Genomic DNA, 25,336 nt, shown 5'->3' with positions numbered 1-25,336 from the left:
GCGCCTTAAATTTAATCCATTTCATCGATACTGTCTTTTTGGTTTTTAAATTTTACATTTTTCAAATTTAACTTATTTTTTGGTTTATCAAATTTGACTTTTTCTCCTTTTGGTTTTTTGGGTTGCTTTTTGGTTTTGGGCGAAATAAAATTAAAATTTTTGTTGTTAAATTGCTTTTTTGGTTTGTAAAAAATACCTAAACATATAAAAATTAAACCAGTAACTAAATAAAATGCAGATAGTTCATCAGACGGCTCAACCCAACCACTAAATTTACTCCAAGTTTTGAAACCAAGTGATGAAAATATTCCAAGAATTAATAATATTATTCCACCTAACAGCATTTGAAATTTCATATTCACAAACCGCACTACACCAACGCGACTTTTAGTTTATGCGACGCCAAAGTTTTTGGTTTTTCACCCTGGGCAAGGGCGATAAACTCGTCCGTGCTAAGCAAGTAAAAATCAATTAGCTCGCGCCCCATTAGTGCGCAGATTTCGGCACTTTTACCATCAATAAAGCCAAGTGCTTTTTTAGAATTTACCAGCAAAAAATCAGCCCCGCTATCAAACGCGTCAAAGAGAATTTCCCCAGCCACCCTTAGCGCGCACTCCTTTTCGGCGCCGTAAATTTCAGCCCTTAACGCCTCGTTTTCGCGCTCAAATCTCACGACATCTCCGCCAAATCTGCGCACCAAATCCCGTGCGCCCTCATCGCCCCAAACAGCGATTTTAAAGCCCGTGTAGCGGTGCGGGGCAGTATTTGCGTCTATCTCGGCTAGACTTTGTGCGCTATAAATTTTATCCACGCGCGCTGGATCAATCCCACAAAGCTCGCAAAGCCTATCATAAATCAAATCGCAATCATAGTCCAAATTTAGGGCATTACACGGCGTGAAATAAACAAGCTGTGGGCGGATAAAATCTAAAATTTCGCCCCTTTTTTGCGGGAAATTTTCGAGCAAAAAATTCGCAAAAACAAAGGCGCTGTTTCCCAAAAAAACCTCGCTAAACTTCCTTAAATTTGAGCTGTAAAAATACGGCGCTAATTCCTTGTAAAACTCGAAAGTATCGCTATTGGCGATAGCAGAAAAACTCTGAAATTTAGAATAAAAACTCTCAAATCCACACTCCAAATCCTTGCGCGCCTCGCTCTGGCTAAGTGGCGCAATGTATAAAATCCTACCAAAGCGCGCCAAAATCCCACCAAATGGCTCCTCTACGCTTGCGACTACGCCATTAATTTTGACAAAACTCACGCCCTCATAGCTAAAATACGGATCGCCCGCTTTTATCTCGCCTAAAAGCTCGCCCACGCTAGCGAAATTTTCGCGCTCAAAAATATATGGCTTAAAATAGCTTAAAACATCGATTTTAGGGTCAAATCTGAAAAGCCTGATCTCCAACATAACTGCTCCTTTTTGCGCCCAAAATTCTACTAAAATTTGGCTAATAATTAGATTTTTAGGCGCGATTTTATATAATAATCGCTTTTATTTTAGCCAAAAAGTGAAATTAATATGAAATTTTTATATACCTTAAACCACGCGCCCATAAACGCGCATTTTAGCAAAAACTCTGCCGATTTCGTCGTGCGCGAAGTCCCGCTGTATGCGGCTAGCGGTGATGGCGAGCATGCGATGATACATCTGCAAAAAAAGGACCTTACCACCTGGGAAGCCTTGCAAATTTTAAGCGAACATTTAGGCGTTAAGATGCGCGATTTTGGCTATGCAGGGCTTAAAGACAAAGAGGGCTTAACTAGCCAGTTTGTTACATTTCCTTTCAAATTTGCGCAAAATTTAGAGAGTTTTTCGCACGAAAAAATCAAAATTTTAAGCCTTAATCGCCACAAAAACAAGCTAAAAATCGGACATTTAAAGGGAAATAATTTTTTTATCCGCCTAAAAAAGGTCTTGCCAACTGACGCTTTAAAACTGCGTGAAGCTCTTGAAACACTCAGCGCGCAGGGGTTTGCGAACTATTTTGGCTTTCAGCGCTTTGGCAAATTTGGCGACAATGCTAAGACAGGTCTAGCGATACTGCGTGGCGAAAAGCGCATTAAAAACCCTAAAATGCGCGACTTCCTAATCAGCGCATATCAAAGCGAGCTATTTAACGCTTGGCTAGCCAAAAGGGTTGAAATTTCAAAATTTGCTAGCGAATTTAGTGTGAGTGAGTTTGCCAAAATTTACGGATTTGACAAAGCCCTTGCCAAATCTATCGCCACTCAGGCGCAATTTTACAAGCTACTTCCGGGTGAGATTTTAGGGCATTTCCCGCATGGGGCGTTTTTTACCTGCGAGGATTTGGGCGCGGAGGTAGAGCGGTTTGTGCGCCGCGATATCACGAGCGCTGGGCTCATCGCTGGAGCGCAAAAACTGCGCGCAAGTGGCGTGGCGAATAGATTTGAGAGCGAGATTTTCGCCGAGGCTGAGGCGTATTTGGCGCAAACAAACGGCTCGTATCGCTATGCGTGGAGCTATATAGAGGATATCTCGCACAGCTACGACGAGGAAAAGGCGCAGTTTGGATTTAGCTTTTATCTGCCAAAAGGCTCGTATGCGACGGTGATTTTGGAGGAAATTTTACATAGAGAAATTTTCGAAAATTTTGTATAGTTTCGGAGTTTTTTGAAACAGTATTTAAGGAATTGACTTGATAAATATAAATTCAAATACCATTATTAGAGGATTTATAGGATTATTTATTTGCATTATATTATTTATCATACATTCTGTAAGTATGGTTTTTCTACTTTGGTTGGTTGATAATATTATTTATTATGAAGAAATAAAGCAAAAGATTTTTGGTTTTTTTGCAATATTCTTCGGACCCATTATAAGTTTTTTTGTGTGTTCTTATGTTTATTTCTTGTTTTCACATAAAAAAAGTATTTATGTGTTTATGCTTATTGTTCCTATATTTGTATTTTTTACGATGAAAATAACGAAAAACAAAATAATTGATTATTTCGATATACCAGAAAATTTGGGTATAGCAGAAATTATTGATATAACGATAGCAATTTTATTATATGTAGTTACAAAAATATTAATAGAAAAATTAATTTTAAGGGATTAAAAATGATAAAATTTTATAAAAATACAAAATTCGGTGGCAAGGATACCCACCCTACGGTGCTTTTTACTTGCTCATCCGGTGATAAGATTATTGAATATTTTTAAGAGGAATTGATTTGAGTAAATTTATAAAAATAATTTTTTTGTTTATTTTGTCAGTATTTCAACCATTTGGATTTGCGATATTGTATAAATTTTTTATGGCTGGTAAAGTATCTAATGATCCAAATTTATCTGATGAATTATTTCCAGATTTTCACATTTATGTTGAATTAATGATTTTATTTGGATATGGTATTGTTTTTGCAATATTTTTGTTGGTTATTGGAAGCTATCAAATTTATAAGGATATAAAAATTAATTCTTTTTTACTATTATTTGCATTTTTTATTTTATATGCGACGATGATAACGATATTGTGCAATATGAATTTAAAAATCGAAAGTTTGCATATGATAATGCAGTGCAATTGGTTTGTTTTTGGATTTAGTATTATTTTGGCATTACTTACAATATTTTTTAAATTAAAAATTTTAGATAGGAAACAGAAATGATAAAATTTGATAAAAATATAAAATTTGGTGGGCAGGATACCCACCCTACGGTGCTAGAATTTCAAAAATAAAGGAAAAAGTTTGAAAAATAAAGAAAAAAACAACATATCGAAAGAACCTATAATCATAAAAAATGATTGGTTTTTTAAAGCAGAAATAGCTAATAGGGTTTTTTTAATATCAATATTCGCGCTTATGTTGTGCTTCTTGCTGTGTGTAACAAATGAGGATGTATTGCGAGAAACAAAAAGAAAAATAGGCATTGCAATTTGTATAGGTGGCATTTTTTACGCGATTTTTAACAATTTAAAATATTTTTGGACGATGAAAAATACTGCCTTATTTTCCAAAATTTATGTAGATAGAATTGAATACGAGTATTTGAAATTTGATGGCAATAAATACACACATACTATGCCATTAGAAAACGCAAAAATTAGCTATTCTTATGTGCCAATATTTGGCAATTTTAAAGTCGAGGACAATAGTTTTTTAGATGTTTTTCTTAAACCGGTAATTTTTGTTGCAAACTTGGTAAAAAAAATTATTTTTTGGGTTTTAAATGGAGTTAGACGGGAAAAATATTTGGTTTTTTTCTATGAAGGGATTTTTATAAGTATGAAATTTAACGATTTTTTGATTGAAAAGTTTAAAACAGAAGTTTTTTGCGAAACGAGTAAATTTTCTAGCATGATAGGGTATTTTTTAATAGAAAATAAAAAAGCACCGTAGGGTGAGCACCTTGCCCACCGCAATGGTTATTTAAATGATTAAAAATGATAAAATTTGATAAAAATATAAAATTCGGTGGGTAAGGATACCCGCCCTACGGTGCTAGGAAATTAAATTCTGGCTTTATATTCCAAAATTCTATCTACTATTATAATAATACTTGGAATAACCAAAACAAACAAACCCACAAAAATAGAAAATACCCATAATGCCTTTTCGCTACCTTTAACGAAATATATAAGTATTGTTGAACTTAAACACATAATAATCAATGGAATTGTATGTTTTGAAAAAAATAATACAGCAAGCGTATCTCTATAACTTAATTTTATGTCATAAATTTCATTTATAAGACCATATTGTTTCGCAATTTTTAATATTGGGATAGCATAACCTTTCTGTTCCAAAATAACCTCTAATCTTAATTTTGCAATGATTTTTAAAATATTTTCTGGTTTTTCCTTGTCTTTCAACATATAAAAAATAGCTTTGTGACAATTGTCTTTATTAATGTCTGAAACATGCATACTTGTTAATTTTTGAAAATCGCTGTAAATTTTAGTATATCTAGGTGTGGTTAATTTAAAAAATTTTGTAAAATTTATATCATATATTTCAAAAATAAATTCAAAAATACCATAAAGAGCACCAGGCAAACCAACCACTAGCACAAATTTAATCCCTTCAATCCAAATAATAAGCCCAAGTATTAATACAAAAAATAATACAGATAATACATCCTTCATAAAAATCCAGAAATTTAAAATTTAAGAAATTATAAAATTTGAATTTAAATATTAAATTTATTGATTTTAAAAATTTTATTAATCAATTTAGCCCATAAAAATGAGCTAAATTTCATAATCCCATTTTGTTTGGATTTAGGATATTGTTTGGATCAAAGGCCTTTTTAATCGCACGGAAAAGCTCCATTTCAGCCTCGTTAAATGCCATTTTCATATATGGGGCTTTTGAAATGCCAATCCCGTGTTCCCCACTAAGCGTGCCACCAAGCTCCACGGTCGCTGCGAAAATTTCCTCGATAGCTAGGTGAGCCTTTTTGACCTCTTCGACATTGCTTTTATCAGCCATGACATTTGTATGGACATTGCCATCGCCAGTGTGCCCAAAACACGGCGTAACAAGCCCATATTTAGCCGAAATTTCAGCGATTTTATCCAAAAGCGCAGGTAAATTAGAGCGTGGCACGGTGATATCTTCGTTTAGCTTCAAAGAGCCGTAGCAGGTGATTGATTGCGAGCAGTTTCTGCGCGCAAACCAAATATCCGCACTCTCTTTTTCATCTTTTGCCACACGAAATTCGCTAGCTCCATTTGCCATAAAACTATCTTTTATCACGCGCAAATCGGCTTCTAGGCTATCTTCAATATTGCCATCTACATCGCAGATTAGTATCGCCCCAGCGCTAGTTGGCAAGCCTTTGTGAAATTTCTGCTCGACAGCCTTTATGCACAGATTGTCCAAAAACTCCATTGCCACGGGCGTTACGCCACTTGCCATTGTCTTATACACGGCGTCCATTGCATTTTTAACACTTGGGAAAATTCCCATTGCGGTCTTTTTAAATTTTGGCATTGCGATGAGTTTTAGCGTGATTTCGGTAATCACGGCAAGTGAGCCCTCGCTAGCGATCAAAATTCCAGCTATATTATACCCAGCGACATCTTTTATCGTGCGTTTGCCAGCGCGTATGATTTCGCCACTAGGAAGCACAGCGCGTAGAGCCATGACATAGTCTTTGGTAATGCCGTATTTCGCCGCTCTCATACCGCCTGAGTTTTCAGCGACATTGCCACCAAGCGTGCTGTATGCTTCACTCGCAGGATCTGGCGGGTAAAACAGCCCCATTTTGGCGACTGCATTTTGCAAATCTTTGTTTATCACGCCCGGCTGAACGACGGCGACTAAATTTTGCAAATCAATCTCTAAAATTTTATTCATGTGCTTTTCAAAGCCTAGAATTATCCCGCCCTCATGCGCCAAAGAACCGCCCGTAAAGCCACTTCCAGCCCCGCGCGGGATAATTGGCAGATTGTGAGCGTTGCAGTATTTTAAAATCTCGCTTACATCGCTCTCATCTCGCGGGAAAAGCACAGCGTCTGGCTTAAAGCGCCTTCTAGTCGCGTCGTAGCAGTAGGCGATTTTATGCGCTTCGTCGAAATAGGCGTTTTGCTCGCCTAGTAAATTTGTAAAAAATTCTATATCAGAATTATTCATCATCTAAGCCCAAAAGATATGAGTAGTGTCTGTCATAGTCGCTAATCGGACCATTTGTGAAATCCCAAAACACGGTTTTGATATCCCCTACTCGTGAATAAAACGGAAGCGTGTAGTAAGCGACCTTGCCACTTTCATAAGTGCGAAGTGGTTTGAAGCTGCCGCAGTCTGCGAATACGCTCTTTTCGTTCATTGCGACAAAAATTAGCCCAGTGCTGTTTTTCGCGCAAATTTTGCGGAAATCATCACGGCTTGGGTTTGGTTTAGAATTTAGCCTCAAATACGCTCCGCCAAGATCAGGGTGAATAAACTCGATATTTGGGAAAGCCTGCACGATTTGTGCGTAAATTTCGGCATTTGGAGCCACGATTAAGGCGCGGTCATAAAGGTAGTTTAAAATCACCTTATCGCCATTAGCTGGCAAAATTTTTGGTAGCGGCAGGGCTTTTTGCTCCAACATACCAAAGACTTCAAATCTGATTTTTGCATTGTTGCCGTTTTTTTCTGTAACGACTGCGCGCGCGATGATAGCGTTTTCGCCGTTACCGAAATCATGCATTACAATCCCAGCGCTTCCTACCATGATAGCGGGATTATCAGCGATTACGGCTTCGCCATTTTGCACATCAAAAATCAGCGTTTCATAAGGTGGCATGTAAAACTCAGCCCCAAAAACAGATGATAAAAATAGCCCCAAAGCAAGTAAAATTCGTTTCAAATTTAACTCCTAAAATAAAATTTTCGCCAATTATACATAAGAATTTACAACAAACGGCAAGGGATATTTGCCAAATATAAACCAAATTTGGCTAGAATTGAGGTTTTAATTTCAATTTTAAAGCGGTTTATGATGAGAATTTTTGCACTGATTTTTTTACTTTTTAGCCTTTCATTTGCCAGTTCTTCGAGTGTGGAAAAATTTAAATGGCCCTCAGGCGTGAGCTTGCTACAATTTATGGAAAATTTCTCTATTCCGCTCTCGACATATTATGATTTAGACAAAGAGGACCAAGAATTAGCCGCCGAAGTGCGCGCAGATGTCGAGTGCATGATGCTAAAAGACCCGCTTGGCAAAATCGTCCAAGTCCTAATCCCCATAAACGATGAGCTTCAAATCCAAATTTACCGCGACAAAAAGGGGATTTACAAATTTATCTACACGCCGATTGTTTATGAGCAGCACTCTTACGCTTTAAGCATTGAGATTACTTCATCGCCCTCAAACGATATTTTAAAAGCTACTGGAAGTATCGCGCTGGCAAACGAATTTTCGAGCGTTTTTAAAAACGAGGTAAATTTCAAAAAACTGCAAAAAGGCGATCGCCTTACGATTTTATACGAGCAAAAAACAAGGCTTGGCAGACCGTTTGGCGGGGTTAAAATCCTAGCCGGCACAATCGAGGAAGCCAAAAAGCCAAAATCGCTTTATTATTTCGAGGACAAATACTATAACGAAACCGGCAAAAAGGTCGAGCATTTCGTGCTTACCACGCCACTTGTTTATACTAGAATTTCATCTCGTTTTACACCCAAACGCTTTCACCCGGTGCTTAAACGATATCGCGCGCACCTAGGCGTGGATTATGCTGCGCCAAAAGGGACAAAAGTAAATGCCGCAGGCAATGGCAAAGTAACCTTCGTAGGGCGCAAAAACGGCTATGGAAACACCGTCGAAATCAACCACGGCGGAGGTTTGGTTACGCTGTATGCGCATTTAAGCGGATTTGCCAAAGGGCTAAAAGTCGGCATGAGCGTAAAACAAGGCCAACTAATCGCCTATGTAGGCTCCACAGGCCTAAGCTCGGGACCGCATTTGCATTTGGGTCTGTATCGCAACAACCAGCCAGTCGATCCCCTAAAAACCATAAAAATCACAAAATCAAATTTCGTAAGCGAGGAAGAGCGCAAATTTAAGGCGTTAGTAAAGGATATGAACGCTAAATTTGACGCGGTTAAAGACGGCTCGAAAAACCCAGCGAAATTTGAACCTTATGAAAATTTAGTCAGCATAAATTAGAGGCAAAAATGGAAGCAAAAGATAAAGAATTTTTGACAGATTACGAAGAGGCCGAGGCTCTTTTAGAGGCGCATATCGGCGATACGATAGAAGAAGAGCTAAGCCCAGCGGACCTTGCAGATCACTTAAAGGCACTTAAAAAACATGACGAGGAAAAATATGTCGAATTCCTAGAAAAACTCGACCCTGAGGACCTCGCTGACGCTGCGCTTGAAATGCCAGATCACATGCTCGAAGATATCATCGAAACCCTTCCTAGCGAGAAAATCGTCGAAGCTATCGAAGAGCTAGAAAGTGATGATCAAGCAGAACTACTCCAAAGTATCGAAGAAATCGACGAGGATAAGGCAAAGGAGCTTTTTTACGGGCTTGATGAGGACGATCGCCACGATATTTTGACGATTAACAAATACGACGATGACGAAGCTGGCGCGTATATGCAAACCGAGGTTTTTAGCGCACGCGAAAACCAAACCCTAGGCGAAGCTGTCGATATGCTAAGGGTAATGCGCCAAAACGGCGATATCGAAAATGTCTTTCAGCTCTTTGTTTTAGATGATAAGGGTCACATGCTAAGCGCGTTTTCGACCTCGGATTTGATTTTATACGATTTTTCGCTCACACTAAAAGAAATTTCACAAAAATTTAACGCAGACGCAAAGGTGCATTTCGCCACCGATACCGATAAAATCGAAGATGTCATCAAGGATTTCGAGGAATTTGACCTAAATGTAATCCCTGTTTTGGACGCAAACGGCGTGCTGATTGGGCGAATCACAGCCGATGATGTGCATGATTTGATTCAAGAGCGCGCCACAGAGCAAATTTACAACCTTGCCGGTGTCGATGATGAGGCTGAGGAGGAAGATACTGCATTTTCAGCTGGAAAGGCGCGTGCATCGTGGCTGGGCGTGAATTTATGCACGGCGATTATTAGCTCGATTATCATCGGACTTTTTGACGCTACAATCGAGCAACTAGTCGCCCTTGCCGTGCTTATGCCAATCGTGGCCTCCATGGGTGGCAACACAGGCACGCAGGCTCTCACCGTTACGGTGCGTCGCCTAGCCCTTGGCGAAATCGAGGCGCGCGATATCCGCTCGGTAATCACGCGCGAAGTTACCATTTCGCTAGTAAATGGCTCAATTTTTGCCGTGGCAATGGGAATTGTGGCGTGGGTATGGTTTGGTATGAAGCTTCTTGGCGTCGTGATTGCGATGTCAATGGTGATAAATTTGACCTTGGCTGGATTTTTTGGCGCGATTATTCCGATTGCCTTGCGCCGTTTTGGAATCGATCCAGCTGTGGGAAGCTCGGTTTTGCTGACCACGGTTACTGATATAGTGGGATTTTTTAGCTTTTTAGGACTTGCGACATGGATATTGATATAAAAAATTTTAAAATTTCAAAACTCGAACACTCGAATTTCATTAAGCCATTTAGGCTAAATTTCGAATTAAATGGCGAGGCGCGAGCGTGGGATTGCGTCAAGGTGCATGATAGCGTCTCAATACTGCTGTATCACAGCGAAAAAAAGGCGTTTTTGCTCGTTAAGCAGTTTCGCCCAAGTGTGTGGTTTTACCAAGACGAAAATTTAATAAACTGCGATGAAAAGGGCTTTACCTACGAGCTGTGCGCTGGGATTTTAGACAAAGGCATTAGCGAGGAACAAACCGCAATCGAGGAAATTTACGAAGAAACTGGATATGAGCTTAAAAATTTAGAGTTTATCACGAGCTTTTACAGCGCGCTTGGTTTTGGCGCAAATCGCCAAATTTTATTTTACGGCGAGATTGATGAGAGTATGAAAAAAGGCGCAGGTGGCGGGGTCGATGGCGAGAATATCGAGCTGTATTTTTTGCCGTTAGATGAAGCTAAAAAATTTATGTATGACGAAAAAATCGTGCGAGCCTCTGGGTTAGTGGCGGCGTTTTTGTGGTTTTTCCAAAACAAGGGCGAAATTTAATGCAAATTTTAGCCCAAATTTCACTAAATTTTAGAATTTATCCACGCCGATGACACAGCATAATATCATTTTATATATCGAATACATCGGCATTGCCTCAGCTTCTTTGAGCGGATTTTTATTCGCGGTTAAAAGGGATTGCGACTGGCTGGGGATTTTTTTGGCTGCGTTTTTAACCGCACTTGGTGGCGGGATTGTGCGCGATATCACGGTGGGCAGACCGCTGTATTCCTTCACGCACTATATGCCAGTAATCATCGTCATTGCGGTGCTTATCGCCTCGCATATTTTCGCAGCCCAGACCAAAAAACTGCAAGGCAGATTTATATTTATTTTCTCCGACGCAATCGATGTGATTTGCTTCTCGATTGTCGGGGCTATGGTTTCGATCGAGTATGGATTAAATGTTTTTGGGGCGATACTTATCGCCTTTTTTAATGGCGTTGGGGGCGGAATTTTGCGCGATGTGCTATTAAACGAGGTGCCGTGGTTTTTGCGCACGGGGCTTTATGGGACGATAAGTATGGGTGTCGGGCTGGTTTATTTTATCTTAGACTGGCTTGACTTGGCGAATATCTACACGATTTTAGCACTATTTTTCGCTGGGATTGTGGTTAGAATGTTTGCGTATTATAGGGGTTGGCATTTGCCAAAAGTGGAGTATAACAAATGAAGTATTTAATGAGTAATTTTTCTAGGGTCGATGTCGCTTTTACTAGGGGTAAAGGCGCGAAGCTATGGGATAGCAACGGCGAGAAATACATTGATTTCGCCGCTGGAATTGGGGTGTGTAGCCTAGGGCATGCAAGCCCTGTGGTGATAGAGGCCATAAATACGCAAAGCGCGATGATAATCCATAGCTCGAACATTTATAGAGTCCTGCCACAAGAGGTGCTAGCCAAAAAAATCAGCAATCTTTTGGGCTATCAAACATACGCTGTGTTTTGCAACTCTGGGGCAGAGGCGAACGAAGCAGCCATAAAAATGGCGCGCAAATACGGCACGACTAAATTTGAGAGCAAAAAATATGAAATTTTGACTTTGAAAAATTCCTTCCACGGTCGCACTATGGCTACTTTGAGTGCCACAGGACAGGATAAATTTCACCCTGAAATTTTCGCTCCATACATTGAGGGATTTAAATTTTACGACGGAATTGATGAAATCATCGCAAATATCAGCGATAAAACGGTCGCTGTGATGATAGAACTAATCCAGGGCGAGGGCGGAATTTGTCCGCTGGATAAAAAATCAGTCCAAAAACTAGCCAAAGTTTTGAAAGAAAAAAATCTACTTCTTATTACAGACGAGGTCCAATGTGGCGTCTATCGCTCAGGCGAGTTTGTCGCAAGCAAGATTTATGGTATCGAGCCCGATATTATCACCTTTGCCAAAGGGCTAGCAGGTGGCGTGCCAATCGGTGCGTGCGTGGCTAGGGAAAATATCTTTGCCCCTGGCGAGCATGGAAGCACATTTGGCGGCAACCACCTAGCCACATCGACCGCAAACGCCGTTTTGCGCGAGCTAGAATACCTCTACGAAAGCGGCGAGCTTAAAAAAACTATCGATGAATTTGTGGAAAATTTAGACAAAATTTTAAAAGATTTCCCAAATTTCTTCGAATCTCGCACAGGACTTGGACTAATGCAAGGCTTGGTTTTAAAGGATAGCACATATCTAAGCATAATCTTTGCCGAGTGCCTAAGAAACGGACTTTTGGTGCTAAAATCAGGTAGTAAAACGCTAAGATTTTTACCGCCATTAAACATAAAGAAAAAAGAGATAAAAGCAGGATTTGAAATTTTGCGCAAGACTCTTGAAGAGCTTCAAGATTGAAATTTAGCGATTTTTTCGAGGCGTGGCTAAATGAGAGCTACTACGCAAATGGCGTTAAAATCGGCAAAGAGGGCGATTTTTACACCGCTGTTAGCGTGGGAAGCTTTTTTGGGATTTGCTTAGGGCGCGAAATTTTGCGCCTTAGTGCGAATTTTGCTGGCAAAATTTCACTCGTCGAAATCGGCGCAAACGAGGGATTTTTGCTCGCTGATATAGCGCAAGCGCTTTTTACTTTCGACCCAAATTCTTTGGCGAAATTTGAATTTGTCATCATCGAGCCACACCAGAGGCTGCGCCAAATCCAAAGCGAAAATTTCGCTAAAAAATTTGGCGATGAAATCACGCTAAAACACTTCTCTTCGCTAAAAGAGGCGAAATTTAGCGAGGCGATTTTTATCGCAAACGAGCTTTTTGACACCTTCAAATGCGAGGTCGTAAAAGATGCCAAAATGCTTTATATCGAGGATTTTAAACAAATTTGGCGCGAAATTTGCGATAATGAAATTTTAAAATTTAGCGCTGGGGGCGCAGAAATTCCGCTTGGATACGAGGAATTTGCTAGTAGCATTAATGCGCAAAAATTCGCCTTTTTGGCATTTGATTATGGCAAAATGGGTGCGAGCGGGGAAATTTCGCTTAGAATTTACAAAAATCACCAAGTCTATAATTTTTTTGAAATTCAAAATTTAGCCGAATTTTACGGGGTAAGCGACATTACTTACAATGTAGATTTTGAAATTTTATCGCGAGCTTTTGAGAATACTGGCGCGAAAATTGGCAGATTTATGAGCTTTGAAAAGGCTTTGATTGAATTTGGCGCGACACAAATTTTGGAGCAATTTGCGCAAAATTTGGGTCAAAACGGCTATCAAAACGCCCTAGCCCAGTTTAACCACCTGCGCCACGAATTTGGCGAAAAGTTCAAATTTATCGAGTTTTTAAAAGGATTTTAATGAGAGTTTTTATCGATTGCGAATGCGAGATTATGCAAAAAAGCCTCGAAATGTTTTTGGCAAATTTTGCCGTGCGTAATTTAGGCGAGGCCGATTTTGTCGTGACAGACACTGCCAGAGCAAGTGCCAAACCGCTCTTTATCATCGCCAAAAACGGCGATTTAGAATTGCCGTTTTCAAAAGAACAGCTTGTTTTGGCGCTTAAAAATTTTAGCGCGAGCGAAATCGTGCAAGCTAGCTATAATAAATTTGAGTTTTCACAAAATTTGGATTTAGAAGCGCAAATCGGCGCAGTATTTGATGAATTTAAGGCGCAAATTTTAGAAATTTTAAGGAAACAAAGTGGCGAAATTTAGAGGCAAAATTTCAAGCGGAATTTACAAAGGAAAAAGCTTGGAACTCCCAAGCCTAGGGACTACGCGCAGCACAAAATCAATCGTAAAGGGCTCGTTTTTCGACTCATTTAGGTATGAATTAGAGGGCAGCTGCTTCATCGAGGGCTTTGGCGGAAGCGGCGGCATGGCGCTCGAAGCCCTTAGCAACGGCGCAAAAGAGGTTTTTGCTATCGAAAAAGACCGCAAAGCTTACGAAATCACAAGGCGCAATTTTGCCCTTTTTGGCGTGGAAAAAAACGCCCTAAATGGCGATTGTTTCGCGCTTTTGCCACAAATTTTGGCGAATTTAGACAACGAAAAAATTTTTATCTACCTTGATCCGCCATTTGATATCAGAGATGGTTTTGCTGGAATTTACGAGCGCGTAGTGGGCCTAATCTGCGAAATTTGCGAGTGCGAGAGGGTGAAATTTGTGATAATCGAGCACGCAAGTGAGGTGAAATTTGAGGCAAATATCGCAAAATTTAACCTTTTAAAATCCAAAAAATTTGGCGCTACAACGCTATCTTACTATGCAAAATAAAATTTCAAAAAACCTTAGTAATTCCGAAATGAAGGCGCTTTTGGAGTATTATTCGGCGCGTAGTAATACTGATGAAAATCTTTTTAGCGCCCCAGATCCCTTGCAAGTGCTAAAACCTCTCGCCCGCACCCCGCACGCGCCCGTAATCGCGCTAATTTGCGCACTTTTTGCCTATGGAAACGCAGGGCAGATAGTGAAATTTTTAAATTCGCTAAATTTTGATTTGCTTGGAAGCGATGAAAAGACGATAAAATCAGCTTTACAAGGCAAAAAATACCGCTTTCAAAGCGAGCAAGATGTGGCGGAGATTTTTCTCGCGCTTCGCAGACTTTGCGAGTGCGATATAGAAAAAATCATTTTAAATGGTATGAAAAATGGCGAAATCATAAACGGCATAAATGCGCTCATAGCCCAAATTTACGACCTTTCAGAGTATCGCTCGGCTGGATATGAGTTTTTCTTCGGCAAAAATTTCACCGCTAAACCGACCTCGCCGTATAAACGCTACAATCTGTTTTTGCGCTGGATGGTGCGCAAAAGTGATATAGATTTGGGGCTATTTTCGCGCATAAGTTCATCAAAACTACTCATACCGCTCGATACTCACACGCACAAGGTCTCGCTAGCCTTGGGCTTAATAGATAGAAAGGTTTATGATTTTCGCGCTGTTAGCGCTCTTAGCGCAAAACTGCGTGAATTCGACCCGCACGATCCGATAAAATATGATTTTGCGCTGTATAGACTAGGACAAAGCAGAGAAATTGAGGAATTAATAAAAAATTTGAAGTGAAATTTAGCCCATTTTTGGGCTAAATTTAGATTTCTACGACTATTTTTCTGGCGTTTTCATCGACATAGATTGCGAAAATTTCGTGTTTTTTCTCGCCCACGACTTCCACTTCACAACCCCTAAGCTCGGGGCTTTCTAGCAAAATTCTAGCGATTGTATCATTTAACTCTTCTAGTGTCATTTTTAATCCTTATTTATCTTTGAAAAATCGCGCGATCTTGGCTTGGAGTTTAAACCACTCTTTTAGCTCCATTATTGGGTGGCCGGCGAAATTTTTACCAGCTGGCAGGTCTTTGCTAATCCCGCCTCTGGCTGCGACTTGGACGAAATCCCCTACCCTGACATGTCCGCCACTGCCTGCTTGACCGCCGAGGACGACATTTCTACCAAGTATAGTTGATCCTGCAAGTCCCACTTGTGAGACGATTAGGCAGTTTTGACCTAGCTCGCAGTTGTGTCCGATTTGGACTAGATTGTCGATTTTGGTGCAAGCAGAGATTATCGTAGAGCCAAAAACCGCCCTATCTATCGTGGTATTCGCGCCGATTTCGACCTCATCTTCGAGCACAACATTTCCATTGTGATAAATTTTAACATGCGTGCCGTCGCTTCTGTGCGCGTAGCCAAAGCCGTCCGAGCCGATAACTGCGTTTGCTAGGATATGGCAGCGAGCTCCGATAATCGTGTCATTGTAAATCACGACCCCTGGGTGAATCACACAATCATCGCCGATAACAACATCATCGCCAATATACGCACCAGCGCAGATTACGACTCTCTCTCCGATTTGGGTATTTGAGCCGATATAAACGCCCTTTGCGATTTGCGCACTTTTAGCAATCGCGCTTGGGCGAGACTCCCTAATAAGCGGTTTTGCGAAATATTTGCTCAGTATAGCAAAGGCTAGGTGTGGATTGACACACTCGACTTTGATTATGTTTTTTGGAACCTCTACGCCCTTTTTTACCAAAATCGCGCACGCCTTGCTATCGGCGATAAATTTCTCATTTTTTTCGCTATCGCAGTAGCTAAGCTCGCTCCCACTTGCATTTTGCAATGAATTTATCGCTGTGATTTCGGCATCTTCGATCCCCAAACTAGCAAAATCCATCCTTAAAATTTTAACAATTTCAGAAAGTTTCATATATTCTCCTACATATCAAGTGCGACGCTACCGCTTCTGACGATATCGATTGGGTTGTATTTTTTCACGGTCTTTAAAAAACTCTCGATTCTATCAGCGTCATCGCACGCCATAAGCACGATATGGTTTTCGTCGCTGTTTGCGATAGAGCCATTATACGCTTTTAGCAAAGCGTCAAGTCCGGCTAAATTTTCGTTTAATGCGATTTTTATTAAAACCATCTCTTTTTCGACAAAATTTGCCTCCTCGATTACTTTATAAATCGGGATTAGCTTGTGAAGTTGCTTCGTAATCTGCTCTATAATGCGCTCATCGCCCAAGGTTACAATCGTAAGCCTAGATAAATTTGTATTTGGGATAGGTGCGACGGTTAGGGAGTTGATATTATATCCGCGCCCTGCAAAAAGCCCAGAAATACGAGAAAGCACGCCGTGTTCGTCCAAAACTATGACTGAAATAATTCTTTTTATACTATTCATAATCAAATCCTATTCAAATATCATATTATATAGCGCGCCACCTGCTGGCACCATTGGGAAAACATTTTCGAAGCGATCGACCTTAACCTCGATAAAGCAAACCTTATTGCTTTCAAGCGCAGTTTTTAGCGCGCTTTCAAACTCAGCTTTTGTGCTAACACTAAATCCAAGCCCGCCAAAGCTCTCTACGAGTTTTACGAAATCTGGCTGTTTGCTAAGATCCGTCGATGAAAATCTCGCACCATAAAACATACTTTGCCACTGTCTAACCATACCTAAAAAGTTGTTATTAAGTATGATATTTACGACACCAAGATTATTTTCGCTAAGCGTCATTAGCTCTTGGATATTCATTAAAATTGAGCCATCGCCTGTGAAATTTATAACCTGCCTTTTCTCGCCAGCGTAAGCTTTCGCTCCCATTGCAGCAGGCAAGCCATATCCCATAGTGCCAAGCCCACCGCTTGTAAGAAGCGTGCGAGGGCGCTTAAATGGATAAAACTGCGCTACCCACATTTGGTGCTGTCCGACATCTGTGACGATGATAGCGTCATCACTTGCGATCTCGCCAGTTTTTTCCACTACCCATTGTGGTTTTAAAACCTCATCGCTATCTGTGTATTTTAGCGGGTGAATTTCTTTATAAATTTTGATTTGTTCGCGCCATTTGGCGTAGCTTGCAGGCTCTGCTTCGTCCTTTAATCTAGGATTTAGCTCTGCTAAGACCGATTTTACATCGCCTACGATTGGGAAATGCGCATTTACGATTTTTGAAATCGAGCTCGGGTCGATATCGACATGGATTATTTTTGCGTTTTTAGCGAATTCTTCGAGTTTTCCAGTTACTCTATCGTCAAATCTTGCTCCAAGGCAGATTATAAGATCAGTTTCGCTAAGCGCCATATTGGCTGCGTAGCTTCCATGCATTCCCACTAAGCCCAAATTTAACTCGTCATCACTTCTCATCGCGCCAAGTGCCATTAGGGTCTCTACTACTGGGATTTGCGTGATATGCGCTAGCTGTCTTACTTCCTCGCTAGCCTCGCTTAAAATCACGCCACCGCCGATATAAATTATCGGGCGTTTGGCCGCCATTATTAGCTCAGCTACTTTTTTTATCTGTTTTGCGTTGCCTTTGTAAGTCGGGCGATATGTTTGCATTTTTATCTCATCTGGATAGATAAACTCGCCAAGCTTAGCCGTGACATCTTTTGGCACATCGATATGCACTGGGCCTGGTCTGCCAGAGCGTGCGATATAAAACGCTTGTTTTAGCACCATTGGAAGCTCTTCAACGGTTTTTACTAAGAAATTGTGTTTGACACATGGTCTTGAAATTCCAACCGCATCAATCTCTTGAAATGCGTCAGTTCCGATAAGCGAACCAGCAACCTGTCCGCTAATTAGCACGATTGGGATAGAATCTGCATACGCAGTGGCAAGGCCTGTGATTGCATTTGTAAAACCAGGACCGCTTGTTACGATAGCTACGCCTACTTTGCCACTAGCACGCGCGTATCCGTCAGCCGCCATAGCCGCAGCTTGCTCGTGGCGCACCAGAATATGTTTGAAATATGTTTGTTTGTATGTTTCATCATATATGTTTAGCGCAGCGCCACCAGGATATCCAAATACTACCTCAACGCCCTCTTGATGAAGCGCCTCGATAATCATCTGCGAACCGTTTAATTTCTCCATGTTCAATCCTAATTATGAAATGACTGGGTATTTTATTATTTTTTAGATTAAATTCTAAGAATTTTTTAAAGAATTTGATTAAATTTTATATTTTTGTAAGAATTTGATTAAATTTAAGGCAAAATTTAAAAAGGCTTGCGAACGCGCGCAAGCCTAAATTTGGTTAAAATGATTTTTTCGTAAGGATATGTATCAAAAAACTAATCACAAAAGCTACTACGCTAGGCACAATCCAGCCAAGCATAGCATCATAAAATGGAAAGCTACTAACCCAGTTAGTAATACCTGGAATTTTGATTTTTAAGACATCTAGTCCATTTACGATACCCACAGCGAAGCTCGCATACACGCATGCTCTATAAACTAGCTTGCTTGTATCAATTAGCGGATCGATTAGCGATAAAATTATAAGCATAATCGCAGCTGGATAAATCGCGATTAGCACAGGGATACTCGCGCTAATAATCGTTGTAAGTCCGAAATTTGCCACACCAAATGATACAAGGCAAAGTATCACAACCCACGCTTTGTATGGAATTTTGCCTTTGACCAAATTTTCAAAATACTGACTACATGAGCTAATCAAACCCAAAGTCGTAGTAAGGCAGGCTAGGAAAAATGCAAGCCCTAGCAAGGCTGTGCCGACACTGCCAAAAAGATAGTGGCTGATTTTGCTAAGGTATTGTGCGCCGTTTGTTACATCAGGGAAAAGGCTAGCCGCACTCGCACCAAGATATGAAATCATCAGATAAATCACGGCTAAAAGCGCGCCCGCAAACATACCCGCTTTTATCATAGATACGACGATATGTCCCTCATCACTAACACCGCGCGCTCTCATCGCATTTGCGATAATGATACCAAAGGCTAGTGAAGCCAAAGCGTCCATAGTCTGGTATCCATCGACGAAACCACTTGCGACTGCGTGATCTCTATACGCTTCGTTTGGAGCGACGAATTCGCCCATAGGGGTGAAAAACGACGATACGAAAAGCCCCAAAATCAAAATCAAAAGCACAGGCGTAAGGTAGCGTCCGAGCAAATCGACGAGTTTTGATGGATTTAAGCATAAAACAAAATTTAGCGCAAAATACGCAGCCGAATAGATCAAAAGCCACATCTGCACCGATGTTTCGGCGACATTTTCGCGCACGACGATATCAAATGGCATATTTGCAGCACGCGGTATCGCAAAAAGCGGTCCGATTGTCAGATACAATGCGACTGTGAAAATCAGCGCAAAGGCTGGATCTACGCGCTCGACTAAATTCGCTAGACCCTTTGATTTAGCCACAGCTGCGACACCAAGGACTGGGATTAAAATCGCGGCACAGCAAAAAAACATAATTCCCACGAAAAAGTTATCACCTGCATTTTTGCCCACAATTGGCGGAAAAATGAAGTTTCCAGCACCAAAATACATAGCAAAAAGCATTAAAGCAATGGTAAAAAACTCTTTTTTGGTAAGCTTTCTGTCCATGAAATCTCCTTATCAAAAATTTAACCGCTCATTTTCTCATTATTTAATTTAAATTTCATTTAAATTTTATTTTTACTAAAAATTTAAGGCAAAAATTTTTGCTATAATCGCGCGAAATTTAATAAATTTATCAAGGTAAAAGAAAATGGCAAAATCAAAATCAACACTTTTCGAGTGCCAACACTGCGGAAATCAACAATCCAGATGGCTTGGCAAATGCCCTGATTGTGGCGCATGGGATAGTTTCGTGGAGCTTAAAGCCGAGCAGATTAAAACCCTAAAAGAGATAGAAAAATTAGAGCAAAAAAAAGGCGCGAGCGGCGCAAAAGCAATCGATGAAATCCAAATCGAAGATGTCGTGCGCATAGACACCAAAGACGCTGAGTTAAATTTGGTTTTAGGTGGCGGGCTTGTAGAGGGCTCACTCGTGCTAATTGGCGGAAGTCCAGGGATCGGCAAATCCACGCTTTTGCTCAAAATCGCTGCAAATTTAGCCAGCCCAAATTCGCCCGCACTCTATGTCAGTGGCGAAGAAAGTGCCAGCCAAATCAAAATGCGAGCCGATCGCCTAGGCGCAATCAACAAAAATTTATTCTTGCTAACTGAGATAAATTTAAACACGATTTTAGATGAAATTTCAAGCAAAAATTACAAAAGCGTCATCATTGATAGTATCCAAACCCTTTATAGCGACAAAATTTCATCAGCCCCAGGCTCCGTGACGCAGGTGCGCGAGATCACATTTGAGCTAATGCGATTAGCCAAAGAGCGCGGGATTAGCATTTTTATCATCGGGCATATTACCAAAGAAGGCTCGATCGCAGGGCCTAGGATTTTAGAACACATGGTCGATGTGGTGCTGTATTTCGAGGGGGACGCAAGCAAGGAACTACGAATTTTGCGTGGTTTTAAAAATCGTTTTGGTTCTACTAGCGAGGTTGGGATTTTTGAAATGAGCGAAAAAGGGCTAATTAGCGCAAAAGATGTCGCAAGTAAATTTTTCACTCGCACCAAACCTGCCTCAGGCTCAGCAATCACCGTGACTATGGAGGGCTCGCGCGCCCTAGTAGTCGAAATCCAAGCCCTAGTTTGCGAAAGCTCATATCCCAAACGCTCTGCCACAGGATATGATAAAAACCGCCTCGATATGCTTTTAGCGCTTTTGGATAGGAAGCTTGAAATCGGTCTTGGTGGATACGATGTCTTCGTAAATGTCATCGGCGGGGTAAAAATCACCGAAACCGCCTGCGATTTAGCCGTGGTCGCTGCAATCGTAAGTAGCTTTAAAAACCGCCCGCTTAGCAAAGAGAGCGCATTTATTGGCGAAGTTAGCCTAAATGGTGAAATTCGTGAAATTTTCAACCTCGATGCGCGTATAAAAGAGGCGAGTTTGCAAAAATTTAAAAACATAATCTCGCCAATGAAACCGCAAAATTCGCTAGGGCTTAAAATTTTTCACGCCACGGAAATTTCGCAAATCCTTGATTGGATGTAAAAAAATGCTATAATCGCGCGAAATTCTTGGACGGACAAATTCAATGGAAAAATGCGATCACTGCCACGGCTCATTTGAGAGCGCGGAGCTTTTTAGCGATGAGGCGGGGCATAAGTTTTGCTGTAATGGGTGCAAAAATGTCTATTATCTTTTGCAGGGGCAAAATTTGGGCGAATTTTACGAGCGCCTTGGCAAAAATACCCTGCGCCCAGCCAAACAAAACGCCCAAATTCAGGGACCAGCTAGCAGTATTTACAAAAACTATGTCACCAAAGATAAAGACGGATTTAACCAAATTTCGCTTTTAATCGACGGAATTCACTGCTCAGCATGCGTCTGGCTAAACGAAAAAATCCTAAATAACGCCACTGGCATAATCGAAGTAAGCCTAAACGCAGCCTCGCACAAAGCGCGCATTGTATGGGACGAAGATCAAATATCCTTAGCCGAAATTTTAAATCTAATCCGCTCGATTGGATACGATGCCTACCCTTATGACACAAACACCCAAAACGCCAAAGACACGGCAAAACGCAGGGAATTTTACGCTAGGCTTTTGGTTGGAATTTTTTGCGTGATGAATATAATGTGGATCTCAATCGCGCTGTATGGCGGGTATTTCACGGGGATCGAGCAGGGCACGAAGGATATTTTGCACTTTGCTGAGTTTATCCTAGCTACGCCTGTGCTTTTTTATACTGGGGCGGTATTTTTTAAGGGGGCATTTTATGCGCTCAAAACTCGCACCCCGAATATGGACTTGCTCGTTGGTCTTGGAGCTTTGGTAATTTATATTTATTCGCTTTATGTTATGTTTTCGCGCAATGGCGAGGTATATTTCGAATCCGTAGCGATGATAATCACCTTTGTGTTTGCTGGAAAATATCTGCAAATTTTAAGCCAAAAAAGGGCTGGCGAAAATTTAAGCTCGCTCTCAAACATGCTTCTTGGCGAGGTTTGCACGCTAAGCTCTGGCGGAAGCTATACAAACAAATCCCCAAACGAGGTGCAAATCGGCGATGAAATTCTCATAAACCAAGGCGATCGCGTCCTAATCGACGGCGTGATAAGCAGCGGTGAGGGAAGTTTCGATTATTCGGGCATTTCGGGCGAGAGTATCCCAGTATCGCTAGGCAAAAACGATGAAATCAAATCAGGCTCGCTCTGTCTATCTGGCTCGCTAAAATACCGCGCAAACGCCGATTTCAAGGGCTCATTGCTAAGCAAAATCGTCGAGCTTTTAGAAAACGCAAATCTAAAAAAACCAAAATTTGAAATTTTGGCTAATAAAATTTCAGGCTATTTTTCGATTTTTGTCATAGCCGTGGCGTTTGTGGCGTTTGTGTTTTGGTATGCCAAAGCAGGCTTTGCAAGCGCGCTACTAATCAGCGTTAGTGTCATCATCATCGCCTGCCCTTGCGCCCTAGCCCTTGCCACGCCGATTGCGACGCTGTGTGCAATCTCTGTGGCGCTAAGGCACGGCATAATCTTCAAAGAGGCCAAAATGCTAGAAATCCTCTCCAACGCCGATACTATCGTCTTTGACAAAACAGGCACGCTCACAAGCTCTGCGCTAATCGTCAAAAAAAGCGAAATTTCGCCCCACTGCGATATCGGCGCGCTAAAAGGGCTTTTGCAAAGCTCCAACCACCCTATTTCCGAGGCCGTGCTTGAATTTTTAAATTCGGGCGAATTTGCAAAATTTGCGCCTGCGAATTTAGAAAATATCACAAACCACCCAGCCAAGGGCCTTAGCGCGAAATTTGGCGAAAATGAAATTTATGGCGGAAGCGCGAAATTTATGTGCGAGCTTGGTGCAAATGTCGCTAGCGGGGATTTAAGCGAGTATTTTTTCATGCAAAATAGGCAAATTTTAGCCAAATTTTGGCTTCTTGCGCCACTTAAAAATGATAGCAAAGAGGCCATAAAAACGCTACAAAATTTAGGTTACGAGCTTCATATCATCAGTGGCGATCACCAAAACGCCGTTAGTGCGATAGCGCGTGAGCTAGAAATAGTGAAATTTGGCGCGCAAATTTTGCCAGACGAAAAGGCTAGCTATATCCAAAACCTCGCTAAAATGGGCAAAAAAGTAGTAATGGTAGGCGACGGGATAAACGACGCAGCCGCGCTTAGCCTCGCTCACGCTGGGATTTGCCTAGGAAGTGGCGCAAATCTCAGCGTGCAAAAAAGCGATGTCGTGCTTATCAAAGACGATATGACAAGCCTCGTGCGCGCCATGCGTATCGCGCGCAAAACTGGCAGTAAAATCCGCCAAAATATCGCTATTTCGCTACTTTATAACCTAATCACGATTCCGCTTGCGTTTTTGGGATACGCAATCCCGCTGTTTGCGGCACTCTCGATGAGCCTAAGCTCGGTAATCGTAGTCGCAAACTCAATGCTTTTAAGAAGGATAAAACTATGAGTAACGCCGTGCTAATGACTATGGTTACGATTTCGCTAATACTTGGATTTTGCGTGTTAGGCGGGCTTTTATGGGCGCTGAAAAATCATCAATTCGATGATTATTCTAAATTTCTTGGCGGGACAGAATTCGACGGCGAGGACGCACTCAACGAAGCTGTGAAAATGGAAGAAAAACGCAAAGAGGCGTTAAGGCGAAAAAAAGAAAATTTGGATAGTTGAAATTTAGAGTAAAATTCCACATTAAATTTTGCAAAAATACTGCGCCGAAATTTCTTACTCGTAGATTGCCACGAATTTTGCTGACGCAAAATTCTCGCAATGACAGATTATACAAATTTTGCCTAATTTGTCATTGCGAGAAGCGAAGCGACGAAGCAATCTACGAGCATAAAATTTAAAGCGTGTAAATTCGCTGTCATTGCGAGGCGATTTATCGCCGAAGCAATCCAGAGATTGCAAAATTTAAAACGCCTGACGGCGTGCTGGATTGCTTCGAGTTTTTCAAACTCTCGCAATGATGGAAATTTTATAAAAAGGATAAATTTTGGAAAATTTAAATTCTAAAAACGACTTTTTTAACAAAAACAGAAATTTGAGAGATTATGATAAAGAGCCATTGATTTTACGCGATTATAGCAGAGAAATTACCTTTCATAATATTTTAAATTCTATATTTTTTCTTATTTCTTTGATAATTTTTATGGCTATTTTAGGAATAAAAAATTATGCAGATTTTAACGATATAATGGAAAAAATTCTTATTTGGCTTACGATATTTATAGTGCTTTTATTGATTGATTATTTGATTATTTTCTTATCAAAAGAACGCCGTGTATCGCTTTCTAATACAAAAGCAACTTATTATAATGCCGATTTGAAAATATACAAAATTTATAGTTTGCTCGGAAATAAGGAATTTTCATCATTTTTATATGCGATAAATAGAATAAAAAATGTATTTATTTATCCATTTTTAATCTTTTCTATAACTGGCTTTTTATTTACTTTCGATAGTGATTTTATTATAGGCTTGCTTGTGTGCATATTCGTTGTATTTTCAGCGACTATGTATGATGTTTTATTTCGTATGTTGGTTTATAAAAAATCAAATAAAAATCTTACAAATTTTTGGGAATATTCACAGAAATTTGTAATTGATATAGGTTGGATTGATGGCGGGAGAATTGTAACTGCTGGTGCAACAATTTGCTTTTTTAATCAAAACGATCACGATTTATTGAAAGAATATTTTTTCACAATTTTTCATCTGAATTTGGATAAAGATATAAAAAAACTTGAAAGAATAAAAATTTTCTAATAAGGAGACACAATGAGTAGAGAAGCAGTTGCTCAAATCGAGCTAGACAAGCTAGAAGCAAGGCTACAAATAATAAATATAAACAGTTGGTAAAATTTTGCAAATTTAAACCCTAACTATCAAATTTGAGTTTAAATTTGTGAATTTGATAAATTCGGTATTTTAAAATACTGACCGAGATTAAATTTACATAAAATGTCATT

Annotated in this window: 27 protein-coding genes; 17 read left to right on the top strand and 10 right to left on the bottom strand. The window is 40.5% G+C overall.

All coding sequences use genetic code 11. From position 1 onward, the window contains the following. Positions 1–11: 11 nt before the first annotated feature. Both OFN98_RS01805 and OFN98_RS01800 read right to left on the bottom strand, forming a co-directional pair. Positions 12–356 carry a hypothetical protein gene (locus OFN98_RS01805; protein WP_270874786.1) on the bottom strand — a complete coding sequence of 115 codons (345 nt, stop codon included), beginning with the start codon at positions 354–356 and terminating at the stop codon, positions 12–14. A 14-nt stretch (positions 357–370) separates the two neighbouring features. Continuing rightward, positions 371–1,411 (bottom strand): hypothetical protein, encoded by a 1,041-nt coding sequence (locus OFN98_RS01800; protein WP_270874787.1) that lies wholly within the window; start codon positions 1,409–1,411, stop codon positions 371–373. A 111-nt stretch (positions 1,412–1,522) separates the two neighbouring features. Between OFN98_RS01800 and truD the strand changes: the two genes are divergently transcribed. The 4 genes from truD (at position 1,523) to OFN98_RS01780 (ending at position 4,371) form a co-directional block, all read left to right on the top strand. Further along, a complete protein-coding gene (truD, locus tag OFN98_RS01795) occupies positions 1,523–2,623 on the top strand; it encodes a tRNA pseudouridine(13) synthase TruD (RefSeq protein WP_270874788.1) in 1,101 nt (366 codons plus the stop codon). A gap of 37 nt (positions 2,624–2,660) precedes the next feature. Further along, a complete protein-coding gene (locus OFN98_RS01790; RefSeq protein ID WP_270874789.1) occupies positions 2,661–3,086 on the top strand; it encodes a hypothetical protein in 426 nt (141 codons plus the stop codon). Between the two features lie 115 nt (positions 3,087–3,201). Then, positions 3,202–3,639: a hypothetical protein gene (locus OFN98_RS01785; RefSeq protein ID WP_270874790.1), complete on the top strand. Its 438-nt coding sequence runs from the start codon at positions 3,202–3,204 to the stop codon at positions 3,637–3,639. A gap of 81 nt (positions 3,640–3,720) precedes the next feature. After that, positions 3,721–4,371 carry a hypothetical protein gene (locus tag OFN98_RS01780; protein ID WP_270874791.1) on the top strand — a complete coding sequence of 217 codons (651 nt, stop codon included), beginning with the start codon at positions 3,721–3,723 and terminating at the stop codon, positions 4,369–4,371. Positions 4,372–4,481: 110 nt separating this feature from the next. On the opposite strand, the gene OFN98_RS01775 is transcribed toward OFN98_RS01780, so the two are convergent. The 3 genes from OFN98_RS01775 to OFN98_RS01765 form a co-directional block, all read right to left on the bottom strand. Beyond that, positions 4,482–5,117 (bottom strand): hypothetical protein, encoded by a 636-nt coding sequence (locus OFN98_RS01775; protein WP_270874792.1) that lies wholly within the window; start codon positions 5,115–5,117, stop codon positions 4,482–4,484. Positions 5,118–5,229: 112 nt separating this feature from the next. Beyond that, positions 5,230–6,609: an FAD-linked oxidase C-terminal domain-containing protein gene (locus OFN98_RS01770; RefSeq protein ID WP_270874793.1), complete on the bottom strand. Its 1,380-nt coding sequence runs from the start codon at positions 6,607–6,609 to the stop codon at positions 5,230–5,232. Continuing rightward, positions 6,602–7,327 carry a plasminogen-binding N-terminal domain-containing protein gene (locus OFN98_RS01765; protein ID WP_270874794.1) on the bottom strand — a complete coding sequence of 242 codons (726 nt, stop codon included), beginning with the start codon at positions 7,325–7,327 and terminating at the stop codon, positions 6,602–6,604. The genes OFN98_RS01770 and OFN98_RS01765 overlap by 8 nt, the downstream gene beginning before the upstream one ends. 129 nt (positions 7,328–7,456) lie before the next feature. Here OFN98_RS01765 and OFN98_RS01760 point away from each other — a divergent pair, with 129 nt between their 5' ends. Genes OFN98_RS01760 through OFN98_RS01720 form a run of 9 tightly spaced genes read left to right on the top strand, consistent with a single transcriptional unit; the run spans position 7,457 to position 15,089 of the window. Next, entirely contained in the window at positions 7,457–8,626 is a 1,170-nt protein-coding gene (locus tag OFN98_RS01760) for a peptidoglycan DD-metalloendopeptidase family protein (RefSeq protein WP_270861835.1), read from the top strand. Positions 8,627–8,634: 8 nt separating this feature from the next. Continuing rightward, positions 8,635–10,017, top strand: a complete 1,383-nt coding sequence (gene mgtE, locus OFN98_RS01755; RefSeq protein WP_270868286.1) for a magnesium transporter — start codon at positions 8,635–8,637, stop codon at positions 10,015–10,017. Next, positions 10,002–10,592: an NUDIX domain-containing protein gene (locus OFN98_RS01750; RefSeq protein ID WP_270859030.1), complete on the top strand. Its 591-nt coding sequence runs from the start codon at positions 10,002–10,004 to the stop codon at positions 10,590–10,592. Before mgtE ends, OFN98_RS01750 begins: the two co-directional genes overlap by 16 nt. Positions 10,593–10,641: 49 nt before the next feature. Further along, positions 10,642–11,265: a trimeric intracellular cation channel family protein gene (locus OFN98_RS01745; protein ID WP_270859031.1), complete on the top strand. Its 624-nt coding sequence runs from the start codon at positions 10,642–10,644 to the stop codon at positions 11,263–11,265. Then, positions 11,262–12,428: an aspartate aminotransferase family protein gene (locus OFN98_RS01740; protein WP_270874795.1), complete on the top strand. Its 1,167-nt coding sequence runs from the start codon at positions 11,262–11,264 to the stop codon at positions 12,426–12,428. Before OFN98_RS01745 ends, OFN98_RS01740 begins: the two co-directional genes overlap by 4 nt. Beyond that, entirely contained in the window at positions 12,425–13,381 is a 957-nt protein-coding gene (locus OFN98_RS01735; RefSeq protein ID WP_270874796.1) for an SAM-dependent methyltransferase, read from the top strand. Before OFN98_RS01740 ends, OFN98_RS01735 begins: the two co-directional genes overlap by 4 nt. Next, positions 13,381–13,737, top strand: a complete 357-nt coding sequence (locus OFN98_RS01730; RefSeq protein WP_270874797.1) for a hypothetical protein — start codon at positions 13,381–13,383, stop codon at positions 13,735–13,737. Before OFN98_RS01735 ends, OFN98_RS01730 begins: the two co-directional genes overlap by 1 nt. Then, positions 13,724–14,299 carry a 16S rRNA (guanine(966)-N(2))-methyltransferase RsmD gene (gene rsmD / locus OFN98_RS01725; protein ID WP_270874798.1) on the top strand — a complete coding sequence of 192 codons (576 nt, stop codon included), beginning with the start codon at positions 13,724–13,726 and terminating at the stop codon, positions 14,297–14,299. Before OFN98_RS01730 ends, rsmD begins: the two co-directional genes overlap by 14 nt. Before the next feature lie 28 nt (positions 14,300–14,327). Then, positions 14,328–15,089, top strand: coding sequence for a TIGR02757 family protein (locus OFN98_RS01720; protein WP_270874799.1), 762 nt, complete (start codon positions 14,328–14,330; stop codon positions 15,087–15,089). Positions 15,090–15,114: 25 nt separating this feature from the next. Here OFN98_RS01720 and OFN98_RS01715 read toward each other — a convergent pair whose 3' ends face one another. From OFN98_RS01715 to brnQ, 5 genes are all read right to left on the bottom strand, one after another. Then, the gene (locus OFN98_RS01715) at positions 15,115–15,270 is read right to left on the bottom strand and encodes a hypothetical protein (protein ID WP_270859037.1); all 156 of its coding nucleotides are present in this window, start codon (positions 15,268–15,270) and stop codon (positions 15,115–15,117) included. Between the two features lie 9 nt (positions 15,271–15,279). Beyond that, positions 15,280–16,233 carry a UDP-3-O-(3-hydroxymyristoyl)glucosamine N-acyltransferase gene (gene lpxD, locus OFN98_RS01710; RefSeq protein WP_270874800.1) on the bottom strand — a complete coding sequence of 318 codons (954 nt, stop codon included), beginning with the start codon at positions 16,231–16,233 and terminating at the stop codon, positions 15,280–15,282. 8 nt (positions 16,234–16,241) lie between these two features. Further along, positions 16,242–16,712: an acetolactate synthase small subunit gene (ilvN, locus tag OFN98_RS01705; protein ID WP_270859039.1), complete on the bottom strand. Its 471-nt coding sequence runs from the start codon at positions 16,710–16,712 to the stop codon at positions 16,242–16,244. Between the two features lie 9 nt (positions 16,713–16,721). Further along, entirely contained in the window at positions 16,722–18,410 is a 1,689-nt protein-coding gene (locus tag OFN98_RS01700) for an acetolactate synthase large subunit (protein ID WP_270874801.1), read from the bottom strand. Between the two features lie 163 nt (positions 18,411–18,573). After that, positions 18,574–19,890 (bottom strand): branched-chain amino acid transport system II carrier protein, encoded by a 1,317-nt coding sequence (gene brnQ, locus OFN98_RS01695; RefSeq protein WP_270874802.1) that lies wholly within the window; start codon positions 19,888–19,890, stop codon positions 18,574–18,576. A gap of 145 nt (positions 19,891–20,035) precedes the next feature. On the opposite strand from brnQ, the gene radA reads away from it, so the two are divergent. The 4 genes from radA to OFN98_RS01675 all read left to right on the top strand — a co-directional run bounded on the left by radA (position 20,036) and on the right by OFN98_RS01675 (position 25,133). Beyond that, the gene (gene radA, locus OFN98_RS01690; RefSeq protein ID WP_270869621.1) at positions 20,036–21,385 is read left to right on the top strand and encodes a DNA repair protein RadA; all 1,350 of its coding nucleotides are present in this window, start codon (positions 20,036–20,038) and stop codon (positions 21,383–21,385) included. A gap of 43 nt (positions 21,386–21,428) precedes the next feature. Then, positions 21,429–23,813 (top strand): heavy metal translocating P-type ATPase, encoded by a 2,385-nt coding sequence (locus OFN98_RS01685; RefSeq protein ID WP_270874803.1) that lies wholly within the window; start codon positions 21,429–21,431, stop codon positions 23,811–23,813. Continuing rightward, a complete protein-coding gene (gene ccoS, locus OFN98_RS01680) occupies positions 23,810–24,034 on the top strand; it encodes a cbb3-type cytochrome oxidase assembly protein CcoS (protein WP_270859044.1) in 225 nt (74 codons plus the stop codon). The genes OFN98_RS01685 and ccoS overlap by 4 nt, the downstream gene beginning before the upstream one ends. A gap of 325 nt (positions 24,035–24,359) precedes the next feature. Beyond that, positions 24,360–25,133 (top strand): hypothetical protein, encoded by a 774-nt coding sequence (locus OFN98_RS01675; RefSeq protein WP_270874804.1) that lies wholly within the window; start codon positions 24,360–24,362, stop codon positions 25,131–25,133. The last annotated feature ends 203 nt before the right edge of the window (positions 25,134–25,336 follow it).

Origin of the sequence: Campylobacter sp. JMF_15 NE4 (genome assembly GCF_027737645.1) — a bacterium.
GTDB lineage: Bacteria > Campylobacterota > Campylobacteria > Campylobacterales > Campylobacteraceae > Campylobacter_B.
Note: the sequence above shows the minus strand (reverse complement) of the source record. Positions and strands in the feature narration are given on the sequence as shown.